Source organism: Taklimakanibacter deserti (genome assembly GCA_003574785.1).
The window spans coordinates 118981-138692 of the sequence record QORU01000009.1; the positions used below are offsets into that span (position 1 = coordinate 118981).

Below are 19712 nucleotides of genomic sequence, written 5' to 3' on the forward strand. Positions count from 1 at the left end.
GAGATCGTTCATTCGCGATCTGAACCGGAGAAGACGTTGCTGTGGCTGCGATACCAGTCGGCTGCGTCGCTTATGTCCTTGACGATGGCCGCGGCCGCGCGTTTCGCATCGCGCCGTCCGAGCGCGTCGATGACGAGCTGGTGGGTGTCCGGCGCGCGGTCGAATACCGCATAGCCTTCGGCCATCCGCCACGGCGTCTTGAGCAAGGGACCGATCCTCAGCCAAAGCGATTCGATATAGGCAATGAGCAGCTCTGATTGCGATGCCCGGTAGAGGGTGAAGTGGAATGACTTGTTGGCCTCGAGCGCCCGTGCCGCATCCTCTTCCCGCAACGCGCCCATCATCGCTTCGTTCTGCTCGCGCAAAGCCGCGATCAGGTCGCCCGTCACGCGCAGCGCCGCTTCTTCGGTGGCGAGCGCTTCCAGGCGAAGACGGATTTCGGTCAGCTTGTCAAAGGCATCCCTGGTGATCAGAGGCACCTGCACGGTCCGGTTGGGAAGCATTTCGAGGGCGCGCTCGGCGACGAGCCTCTGCAAGGCATCGCGCACCGGCATGATGCTGGTGCCCATCTCGATCGCCAGCTGCCGGATCACCAGCACGTCCCCGGGCGTGAACTGTCCGCCGATCAGCGCGTCCTTCAGCTCCTCATAGGCTTGATCCTGCAAAGTGGTCTTGCTCAGACGCTGCAATTTTTGGCGGCTCGGTTTGGCGTCGCCACGCACCGGTTGAATCACGCCCGTCGCTCCTGTCTCCCGACTTGGCATTGCACTGATGCGCGGCGCGCAGCAATAGCCAATCAGAAATTGTTTGTATGATATCTGTTATAACAAATATTGACATGGCTTTCCATCCTGCGTAGCTTCCCGACCCAAGAAATGCGGGCCGCAAAAGCCGCGAAGGGATGGAGACCGATGACCGCAGGAAGCGCTGCCATCGTTGGCACGGGATTGATCGGACGCAGCTGGGCGCTGGTCTTCGCGCGTGCCGGCTGGTCGGTAAAACTGTTCGATCCGTCGCCTGAGGCCGCGGACAATGCGGCCAAATGGATCGACGCCGCTCTTGCCGACGACGTCCCGGACGCCGATCGGCGCAGCGCCGTCCGCCGCCGCATCGGCATCAGCCCCACCCTCGCGGATGCCGTCGCCGGCGCAACGCATGTGCAGGAGAACACCACCGAGGCGCTCGAGCTGAAGCGCACGGTGCTGGCGGACATCGACCGGCTCGCCGCCCCTGAGACGATCATCGCCTCATCCACCTCCGCTCTCTTGCCATCGGCTTTTTCCGAATCCCTTCCCGGTCGCGCCCGCGTCCTCGTGGCCCATCCGGTGAATCCGCCGCACCTCGTTCCGCTCGTCGAAATGCTGGGCGCGCCGTGGACGTCGGCGGAGGCGATCGCGCGCGCCACGGACACCATGACCGCCATCGGCCAGTCGCCGATCCGGATCCACCGGGAGATCGACGGCTTCGTCCTCAACCGCCTCCAGGCGGCACTGGTCAACGAGGCGATGGCCTTGGTCGATGCCAAGGTCGCATCGCCGGCGGACATCGACAAATGCCTGACCGACGGGCTCGCCTTGCGCTGGGCCTTCATCGGTCCTTTCGAGACCATGGATCTGAACGCCGATGGCGGCTTCGCCGATTATGCCCGCAAATATCGCAGCCTCTTCGAAATCATGGGGCGGACGCTCGGATCATCGCGGCCGTGGAGCGAAGCGGCCATGTCCGTCGTGAGCGACGACCGCCGGCAGAGATTGCCGCTCGATGCGATCGCCGAGCGCCAGCGCTGGCGCGACAGCCAAGTCCGGTCGCTGCGCAAATTGAAGACATGAGAAGGCTCAAAGGAACATCGGACATGAAGAAGCCCCGGAAAGTCATCATCACCTGCGCCGTGACCGGCTCGATCCACACGCCGACGATGACGCCCTATCTGCCGGTCACGCCCGATCAGGTCGCGGCCGAAGCCGTCGCCGCGGCGGAAGCCGGCGCGGCGATCCTCCACCTCCATGCGCGCAATCCCGAAGACGGCCGGCCGACGCCCGATCCCGACGTATTCATGCGCTTCCTCCCCCAGATCAAGCAGCAGAGCGATGCCGTCATCAACATCACCACCGGCGGTGGGCACAATATGACGCTCAAGGACCGGCTGGCCGCGCCGCTGAAGACCAAGCCCGAAATGTGCTCGCTCAATATGGGATCGATGAATTTCGGCCTGTTTCCCATCCTCGGCAAATACAAGGAATGGCAGCACGACTGGGAGCCCGCCTATCTCGAGAATTCCCGCGACTTCATCTTCCGCAACACCTTCAAGGATATCGAGTTCATTCTCAAGGAGCTCGGCGAGGGCTGCGGCACCCGCTTCGAGTTCGAATGCTATGACGTAGGACATCTCTACACACTGGCGCATTTCCTCGAGCGCGGCCTGGTCAAGCCGCCGCTCTTCGTCCAGACGATCTTCGGCATTCTCGGGGGCATCGGCGCCGATATCGAGAACCTGGTCCATATGCGAAGGATCGCCGACAAGCTCTTCGGCAGCGACTACGAGTGGTCGATCCTCGCCGCCGGCCGTCACCAGATGAACTTCGTCACCACCGGCGCGATCATGGGCGGCCATACGCGCGTCGGCCTCGAAGACAGCCTCTATATCGGCAAGGGACAGCTCGCCAAGAGCAATGCCGAGCAGGTCGCCAAGATCAGGCGCATCCTGCACGACCAGTCCCTCGAAGTCGCATCCCCCGCCGAGGCGCGCGCCATGCTCGCGCTCAAGGGCGGTGACCGCGTCGAATTCTGAGAAAGGACCTCATCGCATGCGTTTTGCTTGTGACACCGGCGGCACCTTCACCGATCTGATCGTCGAGGACGAAGCTGGCGCCCTGCATATGTTCAAGGCTCCGACGACGCCCGAGAATCCGATCACGGGTGTCCTCGATTCCGTGCAGGTCGCCGCCAATGCCATGGGCATCACACGCCATGACCTGCTGGCAAAGGGCAAGATCTTCATCCATGGCACGACCCGCGCCATCAACGCCATCGTCACCGGAACGACGGCGCGCACGGCGCTCCTGACCACCAAGGGCAATCCCGACGTGCTGGTGTTCCGCGAGGGCGGCCGGATCGAGCCTTTCAACTTCAAGGTTCCATACCCTGAGCCTTACATTCCCCGGCATCTGACATTCGAGATCGAAGAGCGCGTGGGCACGACCGGCGAGATCGTGACAGCTCTCGATGAAGGCTCGGTGCGGGACGCGATCCAGCGCCTGAAGGCGGAAGGCGTCGAGGCCGTCGCCGTGAGCTTCCTGTGGTCGATCGCCAATCCCGCGCATGAGCTGCGCGTCGGCGAGATGCTGGCGGAGTTGCTGCCGGGAATCCCGGTGACGCTGTCCCACCAGATCAACCCGATCATCCGGGAATACCGGCGGACGTCCTCGGCCGCGATCGATGCATCGCTCAAGCCGCTGATGGGATCCTATATGCGCAATCTCGCCCAGAGCCTGAAGGAGGCGGGCTTTCCCGGCCGCGTGCTGGTCGTCACCTCGCAGGGCGGCGTGATGGATGCGGAGGAAATCGCGCTCGCGCCGATACATTCGATCAATTCCGGCCCCGCCATGGCCCCGGTCGCGGGCCGATACTATGCCGGCATGGATGCCGACATGCAGACCGCGATCGTGGCGGATACCGGCGGCACGACCTATGACGTATCCCTCATCCGCGGCGGCCGCATTCCCTGGTCGCGGGAAACCTGGATCGGCCAGCCCTTCCGCGGCCATATGACGGGTTTCCCCTCGGTCGACGTGAAGTCGGTCGGCGCCGGCGGCGGCTCGATCGCATCGGTCGATGCCGGGGGCATGCTGCGCGTCGGCCCCAAGAGCGCCGGCGCCGTGCCGGGTCCCGTCTGCTATGGCCGCGGCGGCACCGAGCCGACGGTCACCGATGCGGCACTCGCCCTTGGATATCTCGACCCTGAGAATTTCCTCGGCGGCGCCATGGCGCTCGACCTCGAGGCGGCAAGGGCCGCGATCGAGTCGCGTGTCGCGAAGCCGCTTTCGCTCTCGATCGAAGAGGCAGCCGCCGCGATCATGGACGTGGTGACCCAGAACATGGTGAACGCCATCGACGACCTGACGGTGAAACAGGGCATCGATCCGTCCAAGGCCGTGCTGATCGGCGGCGGCGGTGCCGCGGGCTTCAACACCACCTTGATTGGAAAGCGGTTGAACTGCCCGACGGCCATCATCCCCGAAACGGGGGCGGCGCTGAGCGCCGCCGGTGCGCTGATCAGCGATCTGTCGCGCCACTTCAACATCACCAAGCATATCAGCACCGACAAGTTCTCCTTCCCTCTGGCGAACCAGGTCCTGGCCGAGCTCAAGGCCAAGTGCGACGCCTTCGTCGCCGCGGCCGGCGAAGAGGTGATCGGGCACAGCGTCGAATACAGCATCGAAGGCCACTATCCGAGCCAGGTCTGGGATATCGAGGCGCCGCTCCACTCAGCGAAGCTCGCGGGCGAGAAAGACCTCAAGAAGGTGATCGACAGCTTCCATGCCGCGCATGAGGAGCTCTTCGCCTTTGCCGATCGCGGCGCCCATATCGAGGTCGTCGGCTGGCAGGCCCATGTGCGCTGCCAGCTGCGCGACCGCGGAACCGGACGCGTTTCGAAGGAGCTCGCCGCCGCGAACGGCCGGACCCTGCGCAAATGCTATTTCCCCGGACATGGCCATGTCGAGGCGCCGGTCAGCGTGCTCGATCGGCTCGACGCGGGATGGCGCGCCAAGGGGCCGGCCATCGTCGAGTCCTCGCTGACCACCGTCGTCGTCAATCCGGGCGTCGAAGTCGTCAAGACGGCCTCTGGGTCGCTGATCATGAATCTTGCGGAAATGAATTAGGGCGGGAGAGCTCCATGGAAAATCGTCAAAAAGTGGATGGCGTTCGTCTGGCGATCCTGTCGAACCGCTGGGAAGGGATTGCCCGCAAGATGGCCAATACGCTCCTCAGGACCGGCCGGTCGGGGGTTCTGGCAACGGCGCGCGACTTCTCCTGCTGCGTCGTCACCGCCGACTGCCGTCTTCTCGCGACGGCGGAGAGCATACCGATCCATGTGCTGTCCGGCCCGGACCTGATGGCCAAGGCGATGAAGGAGCTGCATCCGGAGCTCAAGCCCGGCGATGCGTTCCTGCACAACTCGCCCTATCACGGCTGCTCGCATGCGGCCGATCTCAGCATCCTGGTGCCGATCTTCGACGGCAAGGGCCGCCACCGCTACACCGCCGTGGTGAAGGCGCATCAGGCCGATATCGGCAACTCGCTGCCGACCACTTACATGGGCGCGGCAAAGGACGTCTATAATGAGGGCGCGCTGATCTTCGCCGCCACCCAGGTTCAGCGCGACTACAAGGACATCGAGGACATCATCCGGCTCTGCCGCTTGCGCATCCGTGTTCCCGACCAATGGTGGGGCGATTATCTGGGCATGGTGGGTGCCGCCCGCATCGCCGAGCGCGAGGTGATCAACCTTGCCGCCGAGATCGGCTGGGACGAGCTCGACCAGTATGTCGAGGATTGGTTCGAATATTCGGAAACCCTGATGGCGGCGGCCATCAGGAAGCTGCCCGCAGGCAAGGTGACCAAATCCTCCACCCACGATCCGACACCCGGCACGCCCTCCGAGGGGATCAAGATCAATGCGACGGTGACCGTGGACCCGGCGGCGGCGCGCATCACCGTCGACCTGCGCGACAATATCGATTCGCTGCCCTGCGGCCTCAATGTGAGCGAAGCCTGCACCCGCACGGCCGCGATGATCGGCGTGCTGAACGCCATCCCGGATGACGTGCCGCGCAATGCCGGCGCTTTCCGGCGCCTCGACATACTTCTGCGCGAGGGCGGAGTCGTCGGCACCCCCAAGCATCCGACAAGCTGCTCGGTGGCGACCACCAATGTCGCGGACCGCATCACCAATCCGGTGCAGACCGCCATTGCCGAGCTCAGTGAACATGCGGGGCAAGCGGAAGCCGGCGCCATCCTGCCCGGGACCATGGCGGTGGTGTCGGGCGTCGATCCGCGCCGCAACCGCGCCTTCGTCAACCAGCTCTTCGTCGTTCACACCGGCGGCGCCGCGTCGCCGACGCAGGATGCCTGGATCACCATCGCGCATGCCGGCAATGCCGGCATGCTCTACCAGGACAGCATCGAGGTGTCGGAGCTGCATTATCCGCTGCGCGTCTATGACAAGCGCCTGGTGACCGACACCGAGGGGGCCGGCACCTATAACGGCGCCCCGAGCAGCACGGCCGAATATGGCCCGGTCGACTGCTCGATGGATGTCAACTTCGTGTCCGACGGCACTCAGAATCCGCCACGCGGCGTGCGCGGCGGCGGCACGGGCGGCAATGCGCAGCAATATCGCCGTCGGGTGGACGGCACGCTCGAGCCGCTGCCCGGCGTGACCTCGACCACCCTGGCGCCCGGCGAGCGCATCCTTGCGGTGACCTGCGGCGGCGGCGGCTTCGGCTCGCCGCTCAAACGCGACCCGCAGCGCGTCGCTCACAATGCCCGAGAAGGATGGATCACGCGCGAGCGCGCGGCGCGCGTCTATGGCGTGGTCCTCGATGAAAAATTCCAGATCAATGAGAACGAGACCCGCAGGAAGCGGGCAGAGCTCGCCGAACAGACCGCCCAATAAACCCAAGGGAAACGCCAAGGAGTAGTCAGATGAACCTATCATTGAAGACAGTCGTGCTTGCGCTCGGGGCCCTCGGCACACTCGCCGTGCCGGCCATGGCGGAGGATCCGCTGGTGATCGGCGTCGCCTCCGGACAGACCGGCATCCTCTCGCCCTGGGATCTCGGCGGTCGCCGCGGCGCTGAAATCGCCGTCGAAGACATCAATGCGCGCGGCGGCGTACTCGGCCGGCAGCTCAAGCTGGTGGTCAGCGACACGAAATCCGATCCCTCGCTCGGACCCACGGCGGCATCGGAAGTCATCGCCGAAGGCGCCGAGATGGTCATCGTCGCCTGCGACTACGACTTCGCGGCACCCGCCGCGATGACGGCCGGCGGCATGGGCAAGATCGTGTTCTCGACCTGCGCCGCCGATCCCAAATTCGGCGCCCAGGGCATCGGTCCCACGGCCTATACGATGTCGCTGGCGACCAATGGCCAGGGCGCGCTTCTGGCGGAGTGGGCGCATGGCCAGAAAGGCTGGAAGACGACCTACATCATGAAGGACACCGCGATCGAATATACCAAGTCGCTGTGCGAGCACTTCGAAAGCCGCTGGACGGCGCTCGCCGGGGCCGATTCGATCAAGGGCCGCGATACCTGGAACGGCATCAACGACAATTCCATCGCCGGCCAGATCACGCGCATCAAGGAAGTCGCCGGCAGCGTCGACTTCATCATGTGGTGCGGCTTCACCAATAATGGCTCGGTCCTGCGCCAGCTCCGTTCGGCCGGCGTCGATAATCCGGTCGTCGGCTCCGAATCGATGGACGGCTCGTATTGGCTTGGCGCGGTGCCGAATCTGAGCAACTACTACATCGCCGTCTATGCCTCGATCTTCGGCAACGACCCCGATCCCAAGATCGAGGCATTCATGAAGCGCTATCAGGAGAAGTTCGGCGAGGCGGCACCCATGGGCCACGTCATCACCGGCTATAGCGCGGTCGAGGCCTATGCCCGCGCCATCGAAAAGGCCGGCACGGTCGAAAGCGACAAGGTCAAAGCCGCCCTCGATGCCTTCAAGAACGAAGAATTGCTGATCGGCCCCACCAGCTATGAGCCCGACCTGCATATCAATCTCAATCGTCCGCTGCTGTTGATGCAAATGACGGACGGCAAATATACCGCGATCGGCCGGTTCTCGGCGGAACAGGTCGAGCGTCCGAAGTTTTGATCCCGCACGGGTCGCGGGCCAGGCGGGATATCCCGCTTGACCAGCCTCTGGAGCCGCCGCAATGACCCAAACGCTCGATGCACGCGACATCAATGTGAGCTTCGGAGGCCTGAAGGTCATCCGCGATGTCAGTCTGACGGTGAAGAAGGGCGAGATACTGGGGCTGATCGGGCCGAATGGCGCCGGCAAGACCACCTTCGTCAATGTGCTGTCCGGCTTCCAGAAGCCGAACAGCGGCTCGGTGTCCATGGATAACAACGCCATCACGGCCTGGACGCCGGAACGCCGGGCGCGGGCCGGGCTGGCGCGGACCTTCCAGGCGGTCAGGCTGTTCAAGGAATTGTCGGTGCTCGACAATGTCCAGGTCGGAGCTCTCGCTTTGGGCCAGTCCCGCGCCGAAGCCCGGCAGAGCGCCTTCGACGTCCTGGACAAGACCGGGCTTGCCGGGCAGGCCGAGCAGATCGCCGATACGCTGCCCTATGGCCTGGAGCGCCGCGTCGGCATTGCCCGCGCGCTGGTGATGAAGCCCGAATTCGTCATGATGGACGAGCCCGCGGCGGGACTGAGCGAGGCCGAGGCGGAGGAGCTCATGACGCTCATCCGGCAGTTGCGCGACAGCTACAGCTGCGGCGTCCTCCTGGTCGAGCACAATATGCAGCTCGTCTACAATCTTTGCGAGCGCGTCCAGGTGCTGCTCAGCGGCAGCACCCTCGTCCAGGGCACGCCCAAGGAAGTGTGGATGCATGACGAGGTCCATCAGGCCTATCTCGGGCGGTCGGCACGATGACGATGCTCGCGGTCACCGATCTTCGCGTCAGCTATGGCGCCATCAACGCGCTTCGCGGCGTGTCCCTCGATGTCGCCGAGCAGGAGATCGTTGCTTTGATCGGGCCCAATGGTGCCGGAAAGACGTCCTTGCTGATGGCCATCGCGGGGATCGTTCCGGTGGCGGGCGGGAGCATCGAACTTGTCGGCCGGTCGATCCTCGGCGAGCCTGCTGAAAAGATCCTGCGCCAGGGCATCTCGGTGGTCCCGGAGAACCGCGAGATATTCACCAAACTCTCGGTCTGGGAAAACCTGCTGATCGGCGCTACGGCGCGCCGCGATCGCGAACAGGTTGCCCGCGACCTCGATCGCGTGACGGCTCTCTTCCCCAAGCTCGCCCAGCGCAGAGGCGATCCAGCCGGGCTGTTCTCGGGCGGGGAGCAGCAGATGCTGGCGATTGCCCGGGCGATGATGGCGGCGCCAAAGCTGCTCATGCTCGATGAGCCGTCGCTGGGCCTGGCGCCCATCGTGATCGATGCCGTCTATGACGCCATCCGGCAATTGCGGGATTCGGGCGTCACCATCCTTCTCGTCGAGCAGAATGCCGAGCGGGCCCTTTCGGTCGCGGATCGGGCCTATCTGATCTCGACGGGCCGCATCGTGTTCAACGGCACATCGGCGGACATCCATTCCAGCGGCAATGTCCATGAGGCCTATTTCGGCCTCAGCAAGGGCAAGGCCGATCGACCGGGCGGAGTTGCGAAATGAGCTATCTTGTCCAGTTCCTCGTCGATGCCATCAGCGTGGGCGGGCTCTATGCGCTCGTCGCCCTCGGCATCGGCCTGATCTTCGGCGTCGTCGGCCTGGTCAATTTCGCCCATGGCGACTATGTGATGATCGGCACCTATTGCATTCTGCTGATGACCGGGTTCAGCGTGCCGGTCGCCATCGCCTTGACCATCGTCGCCGTTGCGGCACTGGCCGTCGCATCCGATATCTTCGTCTTCAGACCGGTGCGGACGGCGTCACCCGCGACATTGATGATCGTATCCTTCAGCCTGAGCTATGCGCTCGAGCACACTTTCGTGATGTCTTTCGGTTCGCTGGCGCGGACCGTCAACTTCCTGCCGGAGATGAGCCGCAATATCGAGATCTTCGGCTTGCGCATCGCCGCCGTGAGCCTGCTCCAGATCGGTGCCACCATCGTCCTGACGGCACTTCTCGCGGCAATCATCAAATACACCGCGATCGGCTACCAGATGCGCGCGGTTTCCGAGAATGTGAAGATGGCGCGGCTCGTCGGTGTCAACACGAACCGCGTGATCATGGCGGCCTTCCTGGCGAGCGCGGTGCTGGCCGCGACGGTATCGGTGCTGTTCCTGGCGCAGACCGGCACCACCACGCCGTTCTTCGGCCAGTCGCTGACGATCATCGGCTTTGTCGCCACGGTGATCGGCGGCATGGGCAGCCTGGTGGGCTGCGCGCTGGGCGGGTTTCTCGTCGGCTTCATCACGACGGCGCTGCAGCTCGCCTTGCCTCCGTCGCTGCAGCCGTTCCGCGAAGCCTTCGTCTTCGGCGCCGTGATGCTGATGCTGGTCGTGAGGCCGGGTGGATTGATCATGATCCGCACCGCACAAGAGCGCGTGTGACGATGGAGCAGGGCAAGATGACACGGATCCTCCGGTCCCTTTGGCCGCTCCTCGTGCCGGCGGTGGTCGTGACGGCGCTCGCGATCGTCCTCGCGACGAGCAGCCCCATCATAGCCCGCGTGGTCACCGACGCGCTGATCAAGATGACGATCGTCATAGGCCTCTACGTCTTCATCGGTCAGAGCGGGATCGTGTCGTTCGGCCATGCCGGCTTCATGGTGATCGCCGCTTATCTCTCCGCCTGGCTGACCATTCCGCCGCAGTTCAAGAAGATCATCCTGCCGGAGATACCGCTCTGGCTGCAGCAGGTCCAGCTCCATCCCGTCTGGGCGGCGCTTGCGGCGACCGTCATTGCCGTCATCCTCGCGCTGATCATCGGCTCGGCGCTGATGCGCCTCGCCGGCATCGCCGCCTCGATCGCGACCTTCGCCTTCCTCAATGTCGTCGTCGTGATCTACAACAACTGGACGTCTTGGACGAAGGGCACGGCTTCGCTCGTCGGACTGCCGGTCTATGTCGGCCCCTATACGGCGCTTGCCGTCGTGATCGCCGCCATGATCGTCGCCTTCGTCTTCCAGTCGTCGCGCTGGGGGATGATGCTCAGGGCCACGCGCGAAGACCCAGTCGCGGCGCGCGCCGCCGGCGTCTCCGTGGTGCGCATGCGGCTCGTCGGGTTCATCGTCAGCGTGGCGATCGTCGCCGTCGGCGGCCTCTTGCAGGGCCATTTCAGCGGTGCGCTCACGACATCGGCCAATCTCTACCTCAATCTCACCTTCCTCACCCTCACCATGCTGATCGTCGGCGGCATGCGGAGCCTCGCCGGCGCCGTCAGCGGGGTGATATTGGTCGCGGCCGTTTCCGAAATCCTGCGGCAGCTCGAGCGCGGCATATCGCTCTTGGGGATCGACGTCACCGCACCTTCGGGCTTCGGCCAGGTCGCGCTCGGCATCATTCTGCTTCTGGTTCTGCTGCTGCGGCCGCGCGGGCTCTTCGCCGGGCGCGACATCCCATTCCCCGAGAGCTGGTTCGGTTCGACCGCGGCCCACGTCCGACATGAAAGAAAGGGTGGCTATCTGTGAATATCGAAATGAACGGGCGCAAGGTCGTCGTGACGGCGGGCGGCAGCGGCATCGGGCGCGTGATCGCGAATGCTTTTGCGAAGTCGGGGGCAAGTGTCGCCACATGCGACATCGATCCGGCATGTGCCACGGCCCAGGACATGTCTGCGGCCATCCGCTGCTGGCAGGCCGATATCGGCGAACCGGAGTCCGCCGGGCGCTTCATGACCGAGGCGATAAGCTGGCTGGACGGCATCGACGTCCTCATCAACAATGCCGGCGTCTCGGGCCCGACCAAACCCGTGGAAGAGATCACCGACGATGAGTGGCGGCGGACCATGGAGGTCAATGTCAATGGCCAATTCTATTGCGTCCGCGCCGCCGTCCCGGTCATGAAGGCGCAGAAAGCGGGCGTCATCCTCAACATCTCCTCGACCGCCGGCCGCATGGGCATGCCGCGGCGCTCGGTCTATTCGGCGTCGAAATATGCGGTGCGGGGTTTTACCGATGTTCTTGCCGTCGAGCTTGGCGATCATAATATACGGGTCAACGCCATCCTGCCGGGTGTCGTCAATGGGACGCGGGTCCGGCGGGTTCTGGCCGAACAGGCCCAAGTCGTGGGGCAAACGCTCGAGGAATACATGCCGCGAATCCTGCATAATGTGTCGATGCACACCGCGGTCGAAGCGGAAGACGTCGCCAATATGGCGCTTTTCCTCGCCTCCGACGGCGCCCGCTTCGTGAGCGGGCAGTCGATCGGGGTCTGCGGCAATTTCGAAAGCTACCGCGGTCCCCTGACGATCGGACAGGGCAAGTGAGCGGCGGACCGTTCGACCTGACCGGACGCCGCGCCTTCGTCTCCGGCGCTTCGCGCGGGATCGGCCGGGCCATTTCCCAGGCGCTCAATGCCGCCGGAGCCATGACGGTGCTGTGCGGCCGCGATCGCGGCGAGCTTGAAAGAACGCGCCTATCATTACCGAATCCGCATATCGGATCGGAAATCCTGGAACTGGACGTGGCCCACGAGGATCTCGTCGCCGCCTGGTTCGATGCGGAAAGAGCGCAGAACACAAGTCCGGACATCGTTGTCAACAATGCCGGCATCATCGATCGCAGCCCGCTGTTCGACAGCACGAGCGATGGATGGCGGCGCGTCCTCGACGTCAATCTCAACGCTGCCTATGTGGTGTCGCGCGAAGCGGCCCGCGGGATGGTGGCCAGCAAGCATGGCCGCATCATCATGATCGCTTCGATCCTGGGCCTGCAAGGCAAGCGGGCCGCTCTGGCCTATACCGCCAGCAAGCATGGCGTGATCGGACTGGCGCGGGCGCTCGCCGCCGAGCTCGGCTCCGACGGCATCACCGTCAACGCCATCTGCCCGGGTTATATCAAGACCGAGATCAACCTGTCGCTGCAGAACGACGCGGACTTCGATGCCAAGGTCAGGTCGAAGACGCCGGCCGGCCGCTGGGGAATGCCGGACGAGGTTGCGCATGCGGTGGTCTTCCTGGCGTCGGGGGCCGCGGGCTATGTCAACGGCCATGCCCTGGTCGTCGACGGCGGCATGACCGGGACACACTGACCAGTCTCAGTGGTAGCCCAGTCCCGCCACGTAGTCGGAGAGCATGCGCTCCTGATATCGCTCCTGCTCGAAGAGCGCTTTCATGGCGTCGCGGATATCGAGAATGCCGATGGGTATCGAGTCCCTACCGAGGATCGGCATGTTCTGGAGCCGCCGCTCCGCCATGGTCTGCCAGACGGCGTAGACCTCGTCCTCGGGCGTGCAGGCGACGATGTCCCGGCTCATGAGAGCCGCTACCGATGACCTGGCCGGGTCCCGGTGTGCCAGGTGGCGGACGAGATCGGACTTGCTGAGCACCCCCGCCGCCTTGCCGTTCCCGCCGCAGACGATGACCAATCCTATTCCAGGATGGGAAAGCAAATGAGCGGCAGCCTGCAGCGTCGCATCCATGTCGATCACCCTGAGGCGATCCGATGTCAGAGGGATGAGCTGTTCGATGCGCATGTCGATTTCCTCAAGGCCCGTCACCCGTGAAGAACCGGTCGAGGTGGAGCCGGGGAGGAGCACCACCTCGACCGCTGTCGGCGTCAGCTGAGCGCCGCTTTGTCCAGGCCGTACTTGGCGTCCATCGAACCCGGAACGGTCCTGAAGCCGATATTGAGGCGGTTCCAGGAATTGTTCGCGACGATGATGAAGGACAGATCCGAGGTCTCCTTGTCGGAGAGCTGGGTGCGAACGCGCTCGTAAATATCGTCCGGAACGCCCTCGACGGGAAGCCTGGTGAGAACTTCCGTCCAGGCCAGCGCCGCGCGCTCGCGCGGGGTGAACAAGGTCGACTCCCGCCAGGCAGCGAGGTGGTAAAGCCTGAGTTCGCGCTCGCCATGGATCTTGGCCTGCTTGACATGCATGTCGAGACAGAAGCTGCAGCCATTGATCTGCGCGGTCCTGATCGCGACCAGGTCGAGGATCGATTCCTCGATCGCGCCCTGCTTGGCCACCAGGATCAGCTCGGTGAGCTTCTTGGCGAACTCGGGAGATTGCGCGAAATAGTTTACGCGCGGCCCGGCGGCATTTCCCGGCGGCGGTTGCACTGGTGACTTCGTATGCACATTCATGGTCTCTTTTCCTTGGGTCGAGATCAATCCTCAAAGATAGTCAGCTCGGTCTCGCCGGTGTCGACGACGAAGACGGCAAGCAGGCGAGCGGGCTCGTTCTTGCTGGCATTCGCGCTGACGGCATGGTGATCGCCGGGAAGCTCGACCCAATTCTCGCCGGCGTGATAGGTCTTCTCCGGCTTGTCATTCACCTTGCTGCGGATCGCGCCTTCGAGGACGGTGGCATAGATGACGGCGGATTTCGCGTGGACATGAGCGGGTGATGCGCCGCCCGGTGCATATTCGACGAGCACGCCCTTCATGCTCTTTCCGGGGACGTTGGGAAGCGCCTGGTCGAAGACCACCGTCACCTTGGCTCTGTTGTCTTCAGCCTGTGCGCCGGTGGCGCACATGAGCGCCAGCGTTACCGCGCAAATGAGTGTCTTGATCATTGGTTTCTCCTGTTTCGAAAGCGAGGGGGCGGTCAGTTCTTGCGTGCCGATTGCTTGAGCCAGTCGTCGAAGCGCTTGGGGCCGATGCGCGGGTTGTCGCCCGGGACGAGCGTGCTGTCGTCGAGCTCGACGCCGAAATAAAGCGCGCGGGGATCCGCAATCGGGGTACGCGGATCGTTGGTTGCTTTCAGATATTGCGTCACGAGGTCGCTCATGCGCACCCGGTCGGGACCGGCGATCTCGATCATGTGGTTCGCCGGTGAGCCCAAGGCGACGTCGGCCATGATGTCGGCGACGTCATCCGCCGCGATGGGCTGGAAAAGGGCCGGGGGCAGATGCACGGTCTGTCCGTCGGCGCCCGATTGGGCGATGGCGCCGGTGAACTCGTAGAACTGCGTCGAGTGGACGATGGTGTAAGGTATGCCGGAACTCCTGATGAGCTCCTCCTGCGCATGCTTGCCGCGAAAATAGCCACTGCTTTGCAGGCGCTCGGTGCCCACGACCGACAATGCGATGTGATGCTTGACGCCGGCGGCCATCTCGGCCGCCAAGAGATTGTGGCCGGCGGTGCGGAAGAATTCGAGCGCCGACTTCTCATCGAAGGCGGGCGAGTTGGCGAGGTCGATCACGACGCCGGCGCCGGCGACGGCTTCCGCGACACCTTCGCCCGTGATGGTGTTGACCCCGGTATTGGGGGCTGCCGCCAGCACGTCGTGCCCTTTTTTGCGCAGCCTCTCCACGGTCTTCGATCCGATGAGGCCGGTGCCGCCTATGACGACGATTTTCATGTTCGATCTCCTCTTCAAGTTTGATTTGCGTTGCGTTCTCGAGGTCACTTCGCCGAAGCGGCTTCTTCGATGAATGCCGCGACCTCCTTGGGATGCGAGACCATGAGCGCGTGTGACGCGCCGTCGATGACCACGGTCTTCACGGCATGGGCGCGCTCCGCCATGAAGGCCATCACGGCTGCCGGGATGTTGCGGTCGGCGGAGCCGTAGATCACGTAGGAGGGCAGCGTTTTCCAGGCGGCGGCGCCCGCAGCCTCGGCGAGGGCCGCTTGCGTGACGGGGCGCTGGGTGGCGGCCATTAGGCGCGCCTCGTCTTCCGGGACGTCGGCGGCGAATTGGGCGTGAAACTTTTCAGGCTCGATATAGAGATCCCGTCCGCCATCCGGCAGGGCGACCGGCGTGATGGCGCTCCCCAAGGTGCTGCCGGGGAATTTCTCCGAGAGCGTCAAAGCGGATTCGCCCGTGTCCGGCGCGAAGCCCGCCACATAGACGAGGGCCGTCACATTGCTATTGCCGTTGGCGGCCGCGGTGATGACCGGTCCGCCATAGGAATGACCGACCAGCAGGACGGGCCCGGGGATGGACTGAACGACGGCCGAGATCGCCGCCGCGTCCTTGGCGACGCTGCGCAGCGGGTTTGCGGCGGCGATGGCGACATAGCCGCGCCGGTTCAGCTCGGCGATGACGCCGTTCCAGCTCGACGTTTCCGCAAAGGCGCCGTGGACGAGCACGATCGTCGGCTTGCCTTGGGGATCCTGGGCCTGCGCCTGGGCACTGCCCAAGAGGGTCATCGTTGCGACAAGCGCCAGCACTCTCAGTGTGATTTGCACGTGCATCCTCCCGTATGGCTGGTATGCCGCAGAGAATGCGCCGCCCGGCGGGCCATGCCTATCGAACGGTGGATTTGCCCATGCCATGCCAAAGTCTAGGGCAGGCAGGCCGGTCGATTGGGCGATCCTCGCCACGTCAAGTCTGACGCCGCAATCCTTGGTACCGGCAGACGTCGCCATCCGTGCAGATAGCCGGCGGGCATCTTGTATGGGCACATGACGTCCGGAGCGAACATCCACGCTCGACCCACTGCAACCCATGCAAGGAAACGCACATGTCTCACAGCCTCAAAAAGCCGGTGGCGGCCGCCATGCTCGCCTCGGCAACCGCCTTGGCCGCCCTGCCGGCCGAAGCGCAACAGCTCGAACCATCGACCCAAATATTCGTCGACAGCCTCCAGGGGGCGAAACCGCTCTACACGCTGACACCCGAGGCCGCGCGTTCCGTCCTTTCCACCGTGCAGAGATCGACGCAAGTACCGTTGCTCGATGTCGCCAGCCAGGATCGCGTGCTGGAGGTCGGGTCGGACGGGCGCACGAACATCCGCGTGGTGCGGCCCCTTGGTGCCACAAGCGCCTTGCCGGTCGTCGTCTACATCCATGGCGGCGGCTGGGTATTGGGTGACAAGGAGACACATGACCGGCTGGTCCGCGAGCTCGCGGCCGGCGCCAATGCCGTCATCGTCTTCGTGGACTATGACCGGTCCCCCGAAAGCCGCTACCCGACCGCCGTCGAGCAGAGCTACGCCGTCGCCAAATATGTCGCCGAACATGCGGACGAGTTCGGCGCCGATGTCAGCCGCCTGGCGATCGCCGGCGACAGCGTCGGCGGCAACATGGCGACCGCCGTCGCGCTGATGGCGAAGGAGCGCAAGGGCCCGCACATCTTGGCGCAATTGCTGTTCTATCCGGTCACCGACGCTTCGATGTCGAGCGCATCCTACAGCGATTTCGCCGAAGGGCCGTGGCTCACGAAGAAGGCGATGGCCTGGTTCTGGGACCAGTACCTGCCCGATATCGCGAAGCGCCGCGACATCCATGCCTCGCCGCTGAATGCCTCCATCGAGCAGCTGCGGGGGCTCCCGCAAACGCTGCTCATCGTCGACGAGAACGACGTGCTGCGCGATGAAGGCGAAGCCTATGGGCGCAGGCTGGCCGAGGCCGGCGTCCGCGTCACCTCGCTCAGATACAATGGCACGATCCACGACTTCATGCTGCTGAACCCGATTGCCGAGACACCGGCAGTGCGCGCGGCGATCGCCCAGGCAAACGGCTATCTGCGCCACGTTTTCGCGGCCCGCTGACCGGAGCCGGGCGGCGGAACGATTTCGGTCGCGCGCCGCCGCCTCGGCTTATGAACGTCGGTATAGGTCGACGGATAGAACCGTCCGGTGATACGATCGCGTATGGCCGAAACCCAACGCGATCCCATGTCCCTCGTGGTCGGCGCAATCGCCGCGCAGGTGACCGGTGCGCTGGTCACACAGATGGCACCTTTCATGGTCAGCGGGTTCATGGGAGGTCTTGCGCTTTCGGAACGCGATGCGGGGTTGGTCACATCCGTCGAGTTCCTCGCGCTCGCCCTCACCGCTATCGCCATCGCGCCGGTTCTGCCCCGGCTTTCCTATCGCCGGGTCAGCCTCGCTGCCGTCGCGCTGGCACTCGTCGCGCAAGGTGCGTCGATCTTCAGCACATCCTTCGCATCGCTCGTCTTGCTGCGCGGCCTTGCCGGCGTCGGCGAGGGCGCGCTGTGCGCCGTTTCGCTCTCCATCGTCGCGTCCCGTTCCGTCAACCCGGACAAGGTCTATGGCTATTTTCAAATCGTCTGGGCCTTGGGCAGCGTCCCGCTTTTCGCTGTCGGGGGGCAGCTCACTGCGGCCCACGCGCATCACGGGACCCTCGCGCTGATCGCCGGCGTGACCCTTGCGCTTGCGCCGCTCCTGCTCCTCATTCCGGACGATCGCGCCAAAAGCGGCGACGCTGTTACAGCGGATCGAGTGCCAACCTCTCCGCTGCTCGGCATCATGACGCTCGCGTCGATCATGCTCTATCTCGCCGCCTCAGCCGCGCTGTACGCGTTCATCGCACCCCTGGGCGAGCGCGCGGGCCTCGATACGAGCGCGGTCGGCTATGTGCTGACCGTCGGGTCGCTGGTCGGTCTCGTGGGTGCCGGAGCCGCCACTGTGCTCAATGTGCGCTGGGGGCGGGCGATCCCGATCTCGGGCTTCTGCGTGGCTTTCACACTCTTCACGCTCATGATCTGTCTCTGGCGCAATCCGACCGCCTATGTCGTGGCCCTGGTGGCGTCGGTCATCATCTTCTATTTCTCCGTCCCTTACATGTTGGGCCTCGCGGCCGCGCTCGACCGCAGCGGGCGTTGGGCCGCAGCAGCGTGCTCGGCCTATCTGCTCGGCTACGCTGCCGGCCCTCTGGTGGGCGGTATCGTGATCGCGGCGGCGGATTATGCCGGCCTCGCCGCGGCCTGTGTCGCCCTCACGGCTGTCGCCTGGGGGCTTGCCATGGCCGTCAATCGACGTCTCGGCACCGCGGCCCGTGCGGCACTTCCGGCCGACGCGCCCGCGTGACAGCGGTCAGGCCTCCACCCTGTCGCGCACGTCGGCCGGCAGCGTCTCCCAGACGCGAACCAGCTCACCGACGGAAGAGAGCTGCATCTTGCGCATGACATTGCCGCGGTGAAGCTTGACGGTGATCTCGCTGATGCCGAGATCGAAGGCGATCTGCTTGTTCAGCCGGCCGCCCGCGACCTGGCGCAGCACCTGACGCTCGCGCGGCGTGAGCAGCGCGAGCTTGCTCAGATGCTCCTTCACGACCCGCGAGCGTGCCCGCTGCTTGATATCGCGCTCGACCCCGGCCGCGATCGCGTCAAGCAGCGTCTGGTCCCGCACCGGCTTGGTGAGAAAGTCGACCGCACCGGCCTTCATCGCCTGGACGGTCATCGGAATATCGCCATGCCCGGTCAGGAAGATGATCGGCTTGGGGTTGCCGCGCTGGGCCAGATGATGCTGCAGATCGAGACCGCTCGCGCCCGGCATGCGCACATCGAGGATCAGACAGCCGGGGCTGTCCAGCACGTCGGCGTCAAGCAATTCGCGGGTCGAGGCAAAGCAGACCGGCTGGAAGCCCGCCGACAGGATCAATTCCGACAGAGCTTCCCGGACAGATGCGTCGTCATCGACAATGATGACGAGGGGCTGCTCTGCCTCGCTCCTCCGCTGCGATGATGCCGGCGCCGATCTCCGTAGAAGCGGCTGGTCAATTGTCATGTTCATCCTCCATCTGTCTGTCGCGCAAGGCGTCGCCAACGGCCGCAAGCAGGACCTTTGCATCGAAGGGCTTGCGGAAACAAAGGCGGCCGGCTCCCTGGGCTCGGTCCTGATCGACAATCTCGTGGCGGCCGGTGATCAGGAACACCGGCAGATCGGGGCGCGTCCTCTTCGCCAGGTCACGAAGCTCAAAGCCGTCCATGCCCGGCATCCCGATGTCGGTGATGAGCACGTCGAGGCCCGACAACCCGCTGATGAGCAGCGCTCCCGCCGAGGAGAAGCTGCGGGCCGCGTAGCCCGCGGACTCGAGAAGGTCTTCCAGCGACTCGAGCAGTCTCGGGTCGTCATCGACAATCGCCACGACGGGTCTGCGTTTATTCACG

General features: G+C 64.5%; 20 protein-coding genes and 1 pseudogene. 13 read left to right on the forward strand and 8 right to left on the reverse strand.

The annotated features are described in order from the left end of the window. Positions 1-8: 8 nt before the first annotated feature. Complete coding sequence (locus tag DS839_RS19805) at positions 9-734, reverse strand: GntR family transcriptional regulator (protein WP_162918677.1); 726 nt, start codon at positions 732-734, stop codon at positions 9-11. A 177-nt stretch (positions 735-911) separates the two neighbouring features. Here DS839_RS19805 and DS839_RS19810 point away from each other — a divergent pair, with 177 nt between their 5' ends. From DS839_RS19810 to DS839_RS19860, 11 genes are all read left to right on the forward strand, one after another. Continuing rightward, positions 912-1829 carry a 3-hydroxyacyl-CoA dehydrogenase gene (locus DS839_RS19810; protein WP_119272197.1) on the forward strand — a complete coding sequence of 306 codons (918 nt, stop codon included), beginning with the start codon at positions 912-914 and terminating at the stop codon, positions 1827-1829. 23 nt (positions 1830-1852) lie between these two features. Next, positions 1853-2788, forward strand: coding sequence for a 3,5-dioxohexanoate:acetyl-CoA acetone transferase (gene kce, locus DS839_RS19815; protein ID WP_119272198.1), 936 nt, complete (start codon positions 1853-1855; stop codon positions 2786-2788). Between the two features lie 16 nt (positions 2789-2804). Further along, on the forward strand, positions 2805-4880 hold the full coding sequence (locus tag DS839_RS19820) for a hydantoinase/oxoprolinase family protein (RefSeq protein WP_119272199.1): 2076 nt from the start codon (positions 2805-2807) through the stop codon (positions 4878-4880). Between the two features lie 14 nt (positions 4881-4894). Then, a complete protein-coding gene (locus tag DS839_RS19825) occupies positions 4895-6676 on the forward strand; it encodes a hydantoinase B/oxoprolinase family protein (protein ID WP_119272200.1) in 1782 nt (593 codons plus the stop codon). A gap of 29 nt (positions 6677-6705) precedes the next feature. Next, a complete protein-coding gene (locus DS839_RS19830) occupies positions 6706-7887 on the forward strand; it encodes an ABC transporter substrate-binding protein (protein WP_119272201.1) in 1182 nt (393 codons plus the stop codon). A gap of 61 nt (positions 7888-7948) precedes the next feature. Beyond that, positions 7949-8674 carry an ABC transporter ATP-binding protein gene (locus DS839_RS19835; RefSeq protein WP_119272202.1) on the forward strand — a complete coding sequence of 242 codons (726 nt, stop codon included), beginning with the start codon at positions 7949-7951 and terminating at the stop codon, positions 8672-8674. After that, positions 8671-9420 (forward strand): ABC transporter ATP-binding protein, encoded by a 750-nt coding sequence (locus DS839_RS19840; RefSeq protein WP_438816537.1) that lies wholly within the window; start codon positions 8671-8673, stop codon positions 9418-9420. Before DS839_RS19835 ends, DS839_RS19840 begins: the two co-directional genes overlap by 4 nt. Beyond that, positions 9417-10301, forward strand: coding sequence for a branched-chain amino acid ABC transporter permease (locus DS839_RS19845; protein WP_119272203.1), 885 nt, complete (start codon positions 9417-9419; stop codon positions 10299-10301). The genes DS839_RS19840 and DS839_RS19845 overlap by 4 nt, the downstream gene beginning before the upstream one ends. 17 nt (positions 10302-10318) lie before the next feature. After that, positions 10319-11380: a branched-chain amino acid ABC transporter permease gene (locus DS839_RS19850; protein WP_162918678.1), complete on the forward strand. Its 1062-nt coding sequence runs from the start codon at positions 10319-10321 to the stop codon at positions 11378-11380. Between the two features lie 8 nt (positions 11381-11388). Next, positions 11389-12177: an SDR family oxidoreductase gene (locus tag DS839_RS19855; protein ID WP_368911753.1), complete on the forward strand. Its 789-nt coding sequence runs from the start codon at positions 11389-11391 to the stop codon at positions 12175-12177. After that, the gene (locus DS839_RS19860) at positions 12174-12941 is read left to right on the forward strand and encodes an SDR family NAD(P)-dependent oxidoreductase (protein WP_162918679.1); all 768 of its coding nucleotides are present in this window, start codon (positions 12174-12176) and stop codon (positions 12939-12941) included. The genes DS839_RS19855 and DS839_RS19860 overlap by 4 nt, the downstream gene beginning before the upstream one ends. 6 nt (positions 12942-12947) lie before the next feature. On the opposite strand, the gene DS839_RS19865 is transcribed toward DS839_RS19860, so the two are convergent. The 5 genes from DS839_RS19865 to DS839_RS19885 form a co-directional block, all read right to left on the reverse strand. Next, entirely contained in the window at positions 12948-13385 is a 438-nt protein-coding gene (locus tag DS839_RS19865; RefSeq protein ID WP_119272206.1) for a CBS domain-containing protein, read from the reverse strand. Between the two features lie 83 nt (positions 13386-13468). Then, the gene (locus DS839_RS19870) at positions 13469-13996 is read right to left on the reverse strand and encodes a carboxymuconolactone decarboxylase family protein (protein WP_119272207.1); all 528 of its coding nucleotides are present in this window, start codon (positions 13994-13996) and stop codon (positions 13469-13471) included. A gap of 23 nt (positions 13997-14019) precedes the next feature. After that, positions 14020-14427 (reverse strand): cupin domain-containing protein, encoded by a 408-nt coding sequence (locus DS839_RS19875; protein WP_119272208.1) that lies wholly within the window; start codon positions 14425-14427, stop codon positions 14020-14022. 32 nt (positions 14428-14459) lie between these two features. Beyond that, positions 14460-15215, reverse strand: coding sequence for an SDR family oxidoreductase (locus DS839_RS19880; RefSeq protein ID WP_119272209.1), 756 nt, complete (start codon positions 15213-15215; stop codon positions 14460-14462). A gap of 44 nt (positions 15216-15259) precedes the next feature. Beyond that, a complete protein-coding gene (locus DS839_RS19885) occupies positions 15260-16006 on the reverse strand; it encodes an alpha/beta fold hydrolase (protein ID WP_368911785.1) in 747 nt (248 codons plus the stop codon). Positions 16007-16320: 314 nt separating this feature from the next. On the opposite strand from DS839_RS19885, the gene DS839_RS19890 reads away from it, so the two are divergent. Next, positions 16321-17349, forward strand: a complete 1029-nt coding sequence (locus DS839_RS19890; protein ID WP_119272211.1) for an alpha/beta hydrolase — start codon at positions 16321-16323, stop codon at positions 17347-17349. A 102-nt stretch (positions 17350-17451) separates the two neighbouring features. Next, positions 17452-18630, forward strand: coding sequence for an MFS transporter (locus DS839_RS19895; RefSeq protein WP_119272212.1), 1179 nt, complete (start codon positions 17452-17454; stop codon positions 18628-18630). Between the two features lie 6 nt (positions 18631-18636). On the opposite strand, the gene DS839_RS19900 is transcribed toward DS839_RS19895, so the two are convergent. Then, positions 18637-19329: a response regulator transcription factor gene (locus DS839_RS19900; protein WP_119272213.1), complete on the reverse strand. Its 693-nt coding sequence runs from the start codon at positions 19327-19329 to the stop codon at positions 18637-18639. Between the two features lie 2 nt (positions 19330-19331). Beyond that, positions 19332-19711: pseudogene (locus DS839_RS19905) on the reverse strand (response regulator). Position 19712: the final 1 nt, after the last annotated feature.

What these genes read in the sequence shown, in the direction of transcription:
- DS839_RS19875 (WP_119272208.1), bottom strand. Translation starts at nt 14,427, where the DNA reads ATGATCAAGACACTCATTTGCGCGGTAACGCTGGCGCTCATGTGCGCC.
- DS839_RS19855 (WP_368911753.1), top strand. Translation starts at nt 11,389, where the DNA reads ATGAACGGGCGCAAGGTCGTCGTGACGGCGGGCGGCAGCGGCATCGGG.
- DS839_RS19865 (WP_119272206.1), bottom strand. Translation starts at nt 13,385, where the DNA reads ATGCGCATCGAACAGCTCATCCCTCTGACATCGGATCGCCTCAGGGTG.
- DS839_RS19900 (WP_119272213.1), bottom strand. Translation starts at nt 19,329, where the DNA reads ATGACAATTGACCAGCCGCTTCTACGGAGATCGGCGCCGGCATCATCG.
- DS839_RS19890 (WP_119272211.1), top strand. Translation starts at nt 16,321, where the DNA reads ATGTCTCACAGCCTCAAAAAGCCGGTGGCGGCCGCCATGCTCGCCTCG.
- DS839_RS19850 (WP_162918678.1), top strand. Translation starts at nt 10,319, where the DNA reads ATGACACGGATCCTCCGGTCCCTTTGGCCGCTCCTCGTGCCGGCGGTG.
- DS839_RS19830 (WP_119272201.1), top strand. Translation starts at nt 6,706, where the DNA reads ATGAACCTATCATTGAAGACAGTCGTGCTTGCGCTCGGGGCCCTCGGC.
- DS839_RS19870 (WP_119272207.1), bottom strand. Translation starts at nt 13,996, where the DNA reads ATGAATGTGCATACGAAGTCACCAGTGCAACCGCCGCCGGGAAATGCC.
- DS839_RS19880 (WP_119272209.1), bottom strand. Translation starts at nt 15,215, where the DNA reads ATGAAAATCGTCGTCATAGGCGGCACCGGCCTCATCGGATCGAAGACC.
- DS839_RS19825 (WP_119272200.1), top strand. Translation starts at nt 4,895, where the DNA reads ATGGAAAATCGTCAAAAAGTGGATGGCGTTCGTCTGGCGATCCTGTCG.
- DS839_RS19835 (WP_119272202.1), top strand. Translation starts at nt 7,949, where the DNA reads ATGACCCAAACGCTCGATGCACGCGACATCAATGTGAGCTTCGGAGGC.
- DS839_RS19810 (WP_119272197.1), top strand. Translation starts at nt 912, where the DNA reads ATGACCGCAGGAAGCGCTGCCATCGTTGGCACGGGATTGATCGGACGC.
- DS839_RS19895 (WP_119272212.1), top strand. Translation starts at nt 17,452, where the DNA reads ATGGCCGAAACCCAACGCGATCCCATGTCCCTCGTGGTCGGCGCAATC.
- DS839_RS19845 (WP_119272203.1), top strand. Translation starts at nt 9,417, where the DNA reads ATGAGCTATCTTGTCCAGTTCCTCGTCGATGCCATCAGCGTGGGCGGG.
- DS839_RS19820 (WP_119272199.1), top strand. Translation starts at nt 2,805, where the DNA reads ATGCGTTTTGCTTGTGACACCGGCGGCACCTTCACCGATCTGATCGTC.
- DS839_RS19885 (WP_368911785.1), bottom strand. Translation starts at nt 16,006, where the DNA reads ATGACCCTCTTGGGCAGTGCCCAGGCGCAGGCCCAGGATCCCCAAGGC.
- kce (WP_119272198.1), top strand. Translation starts at nt 1,853, where the DNA reads ATGAAGAAGCCCCGGAAAGTCATCATCACCTGCGCCGTGACCGGCTCG.
- DS839_RS19840 (WP_438816537.1), top strand. Translation starts at nt 8,671, where the DNA reads ATGACGATGCTCGCGGTCACCGATCTTCGCGTCAGCTATGGCGCCATC.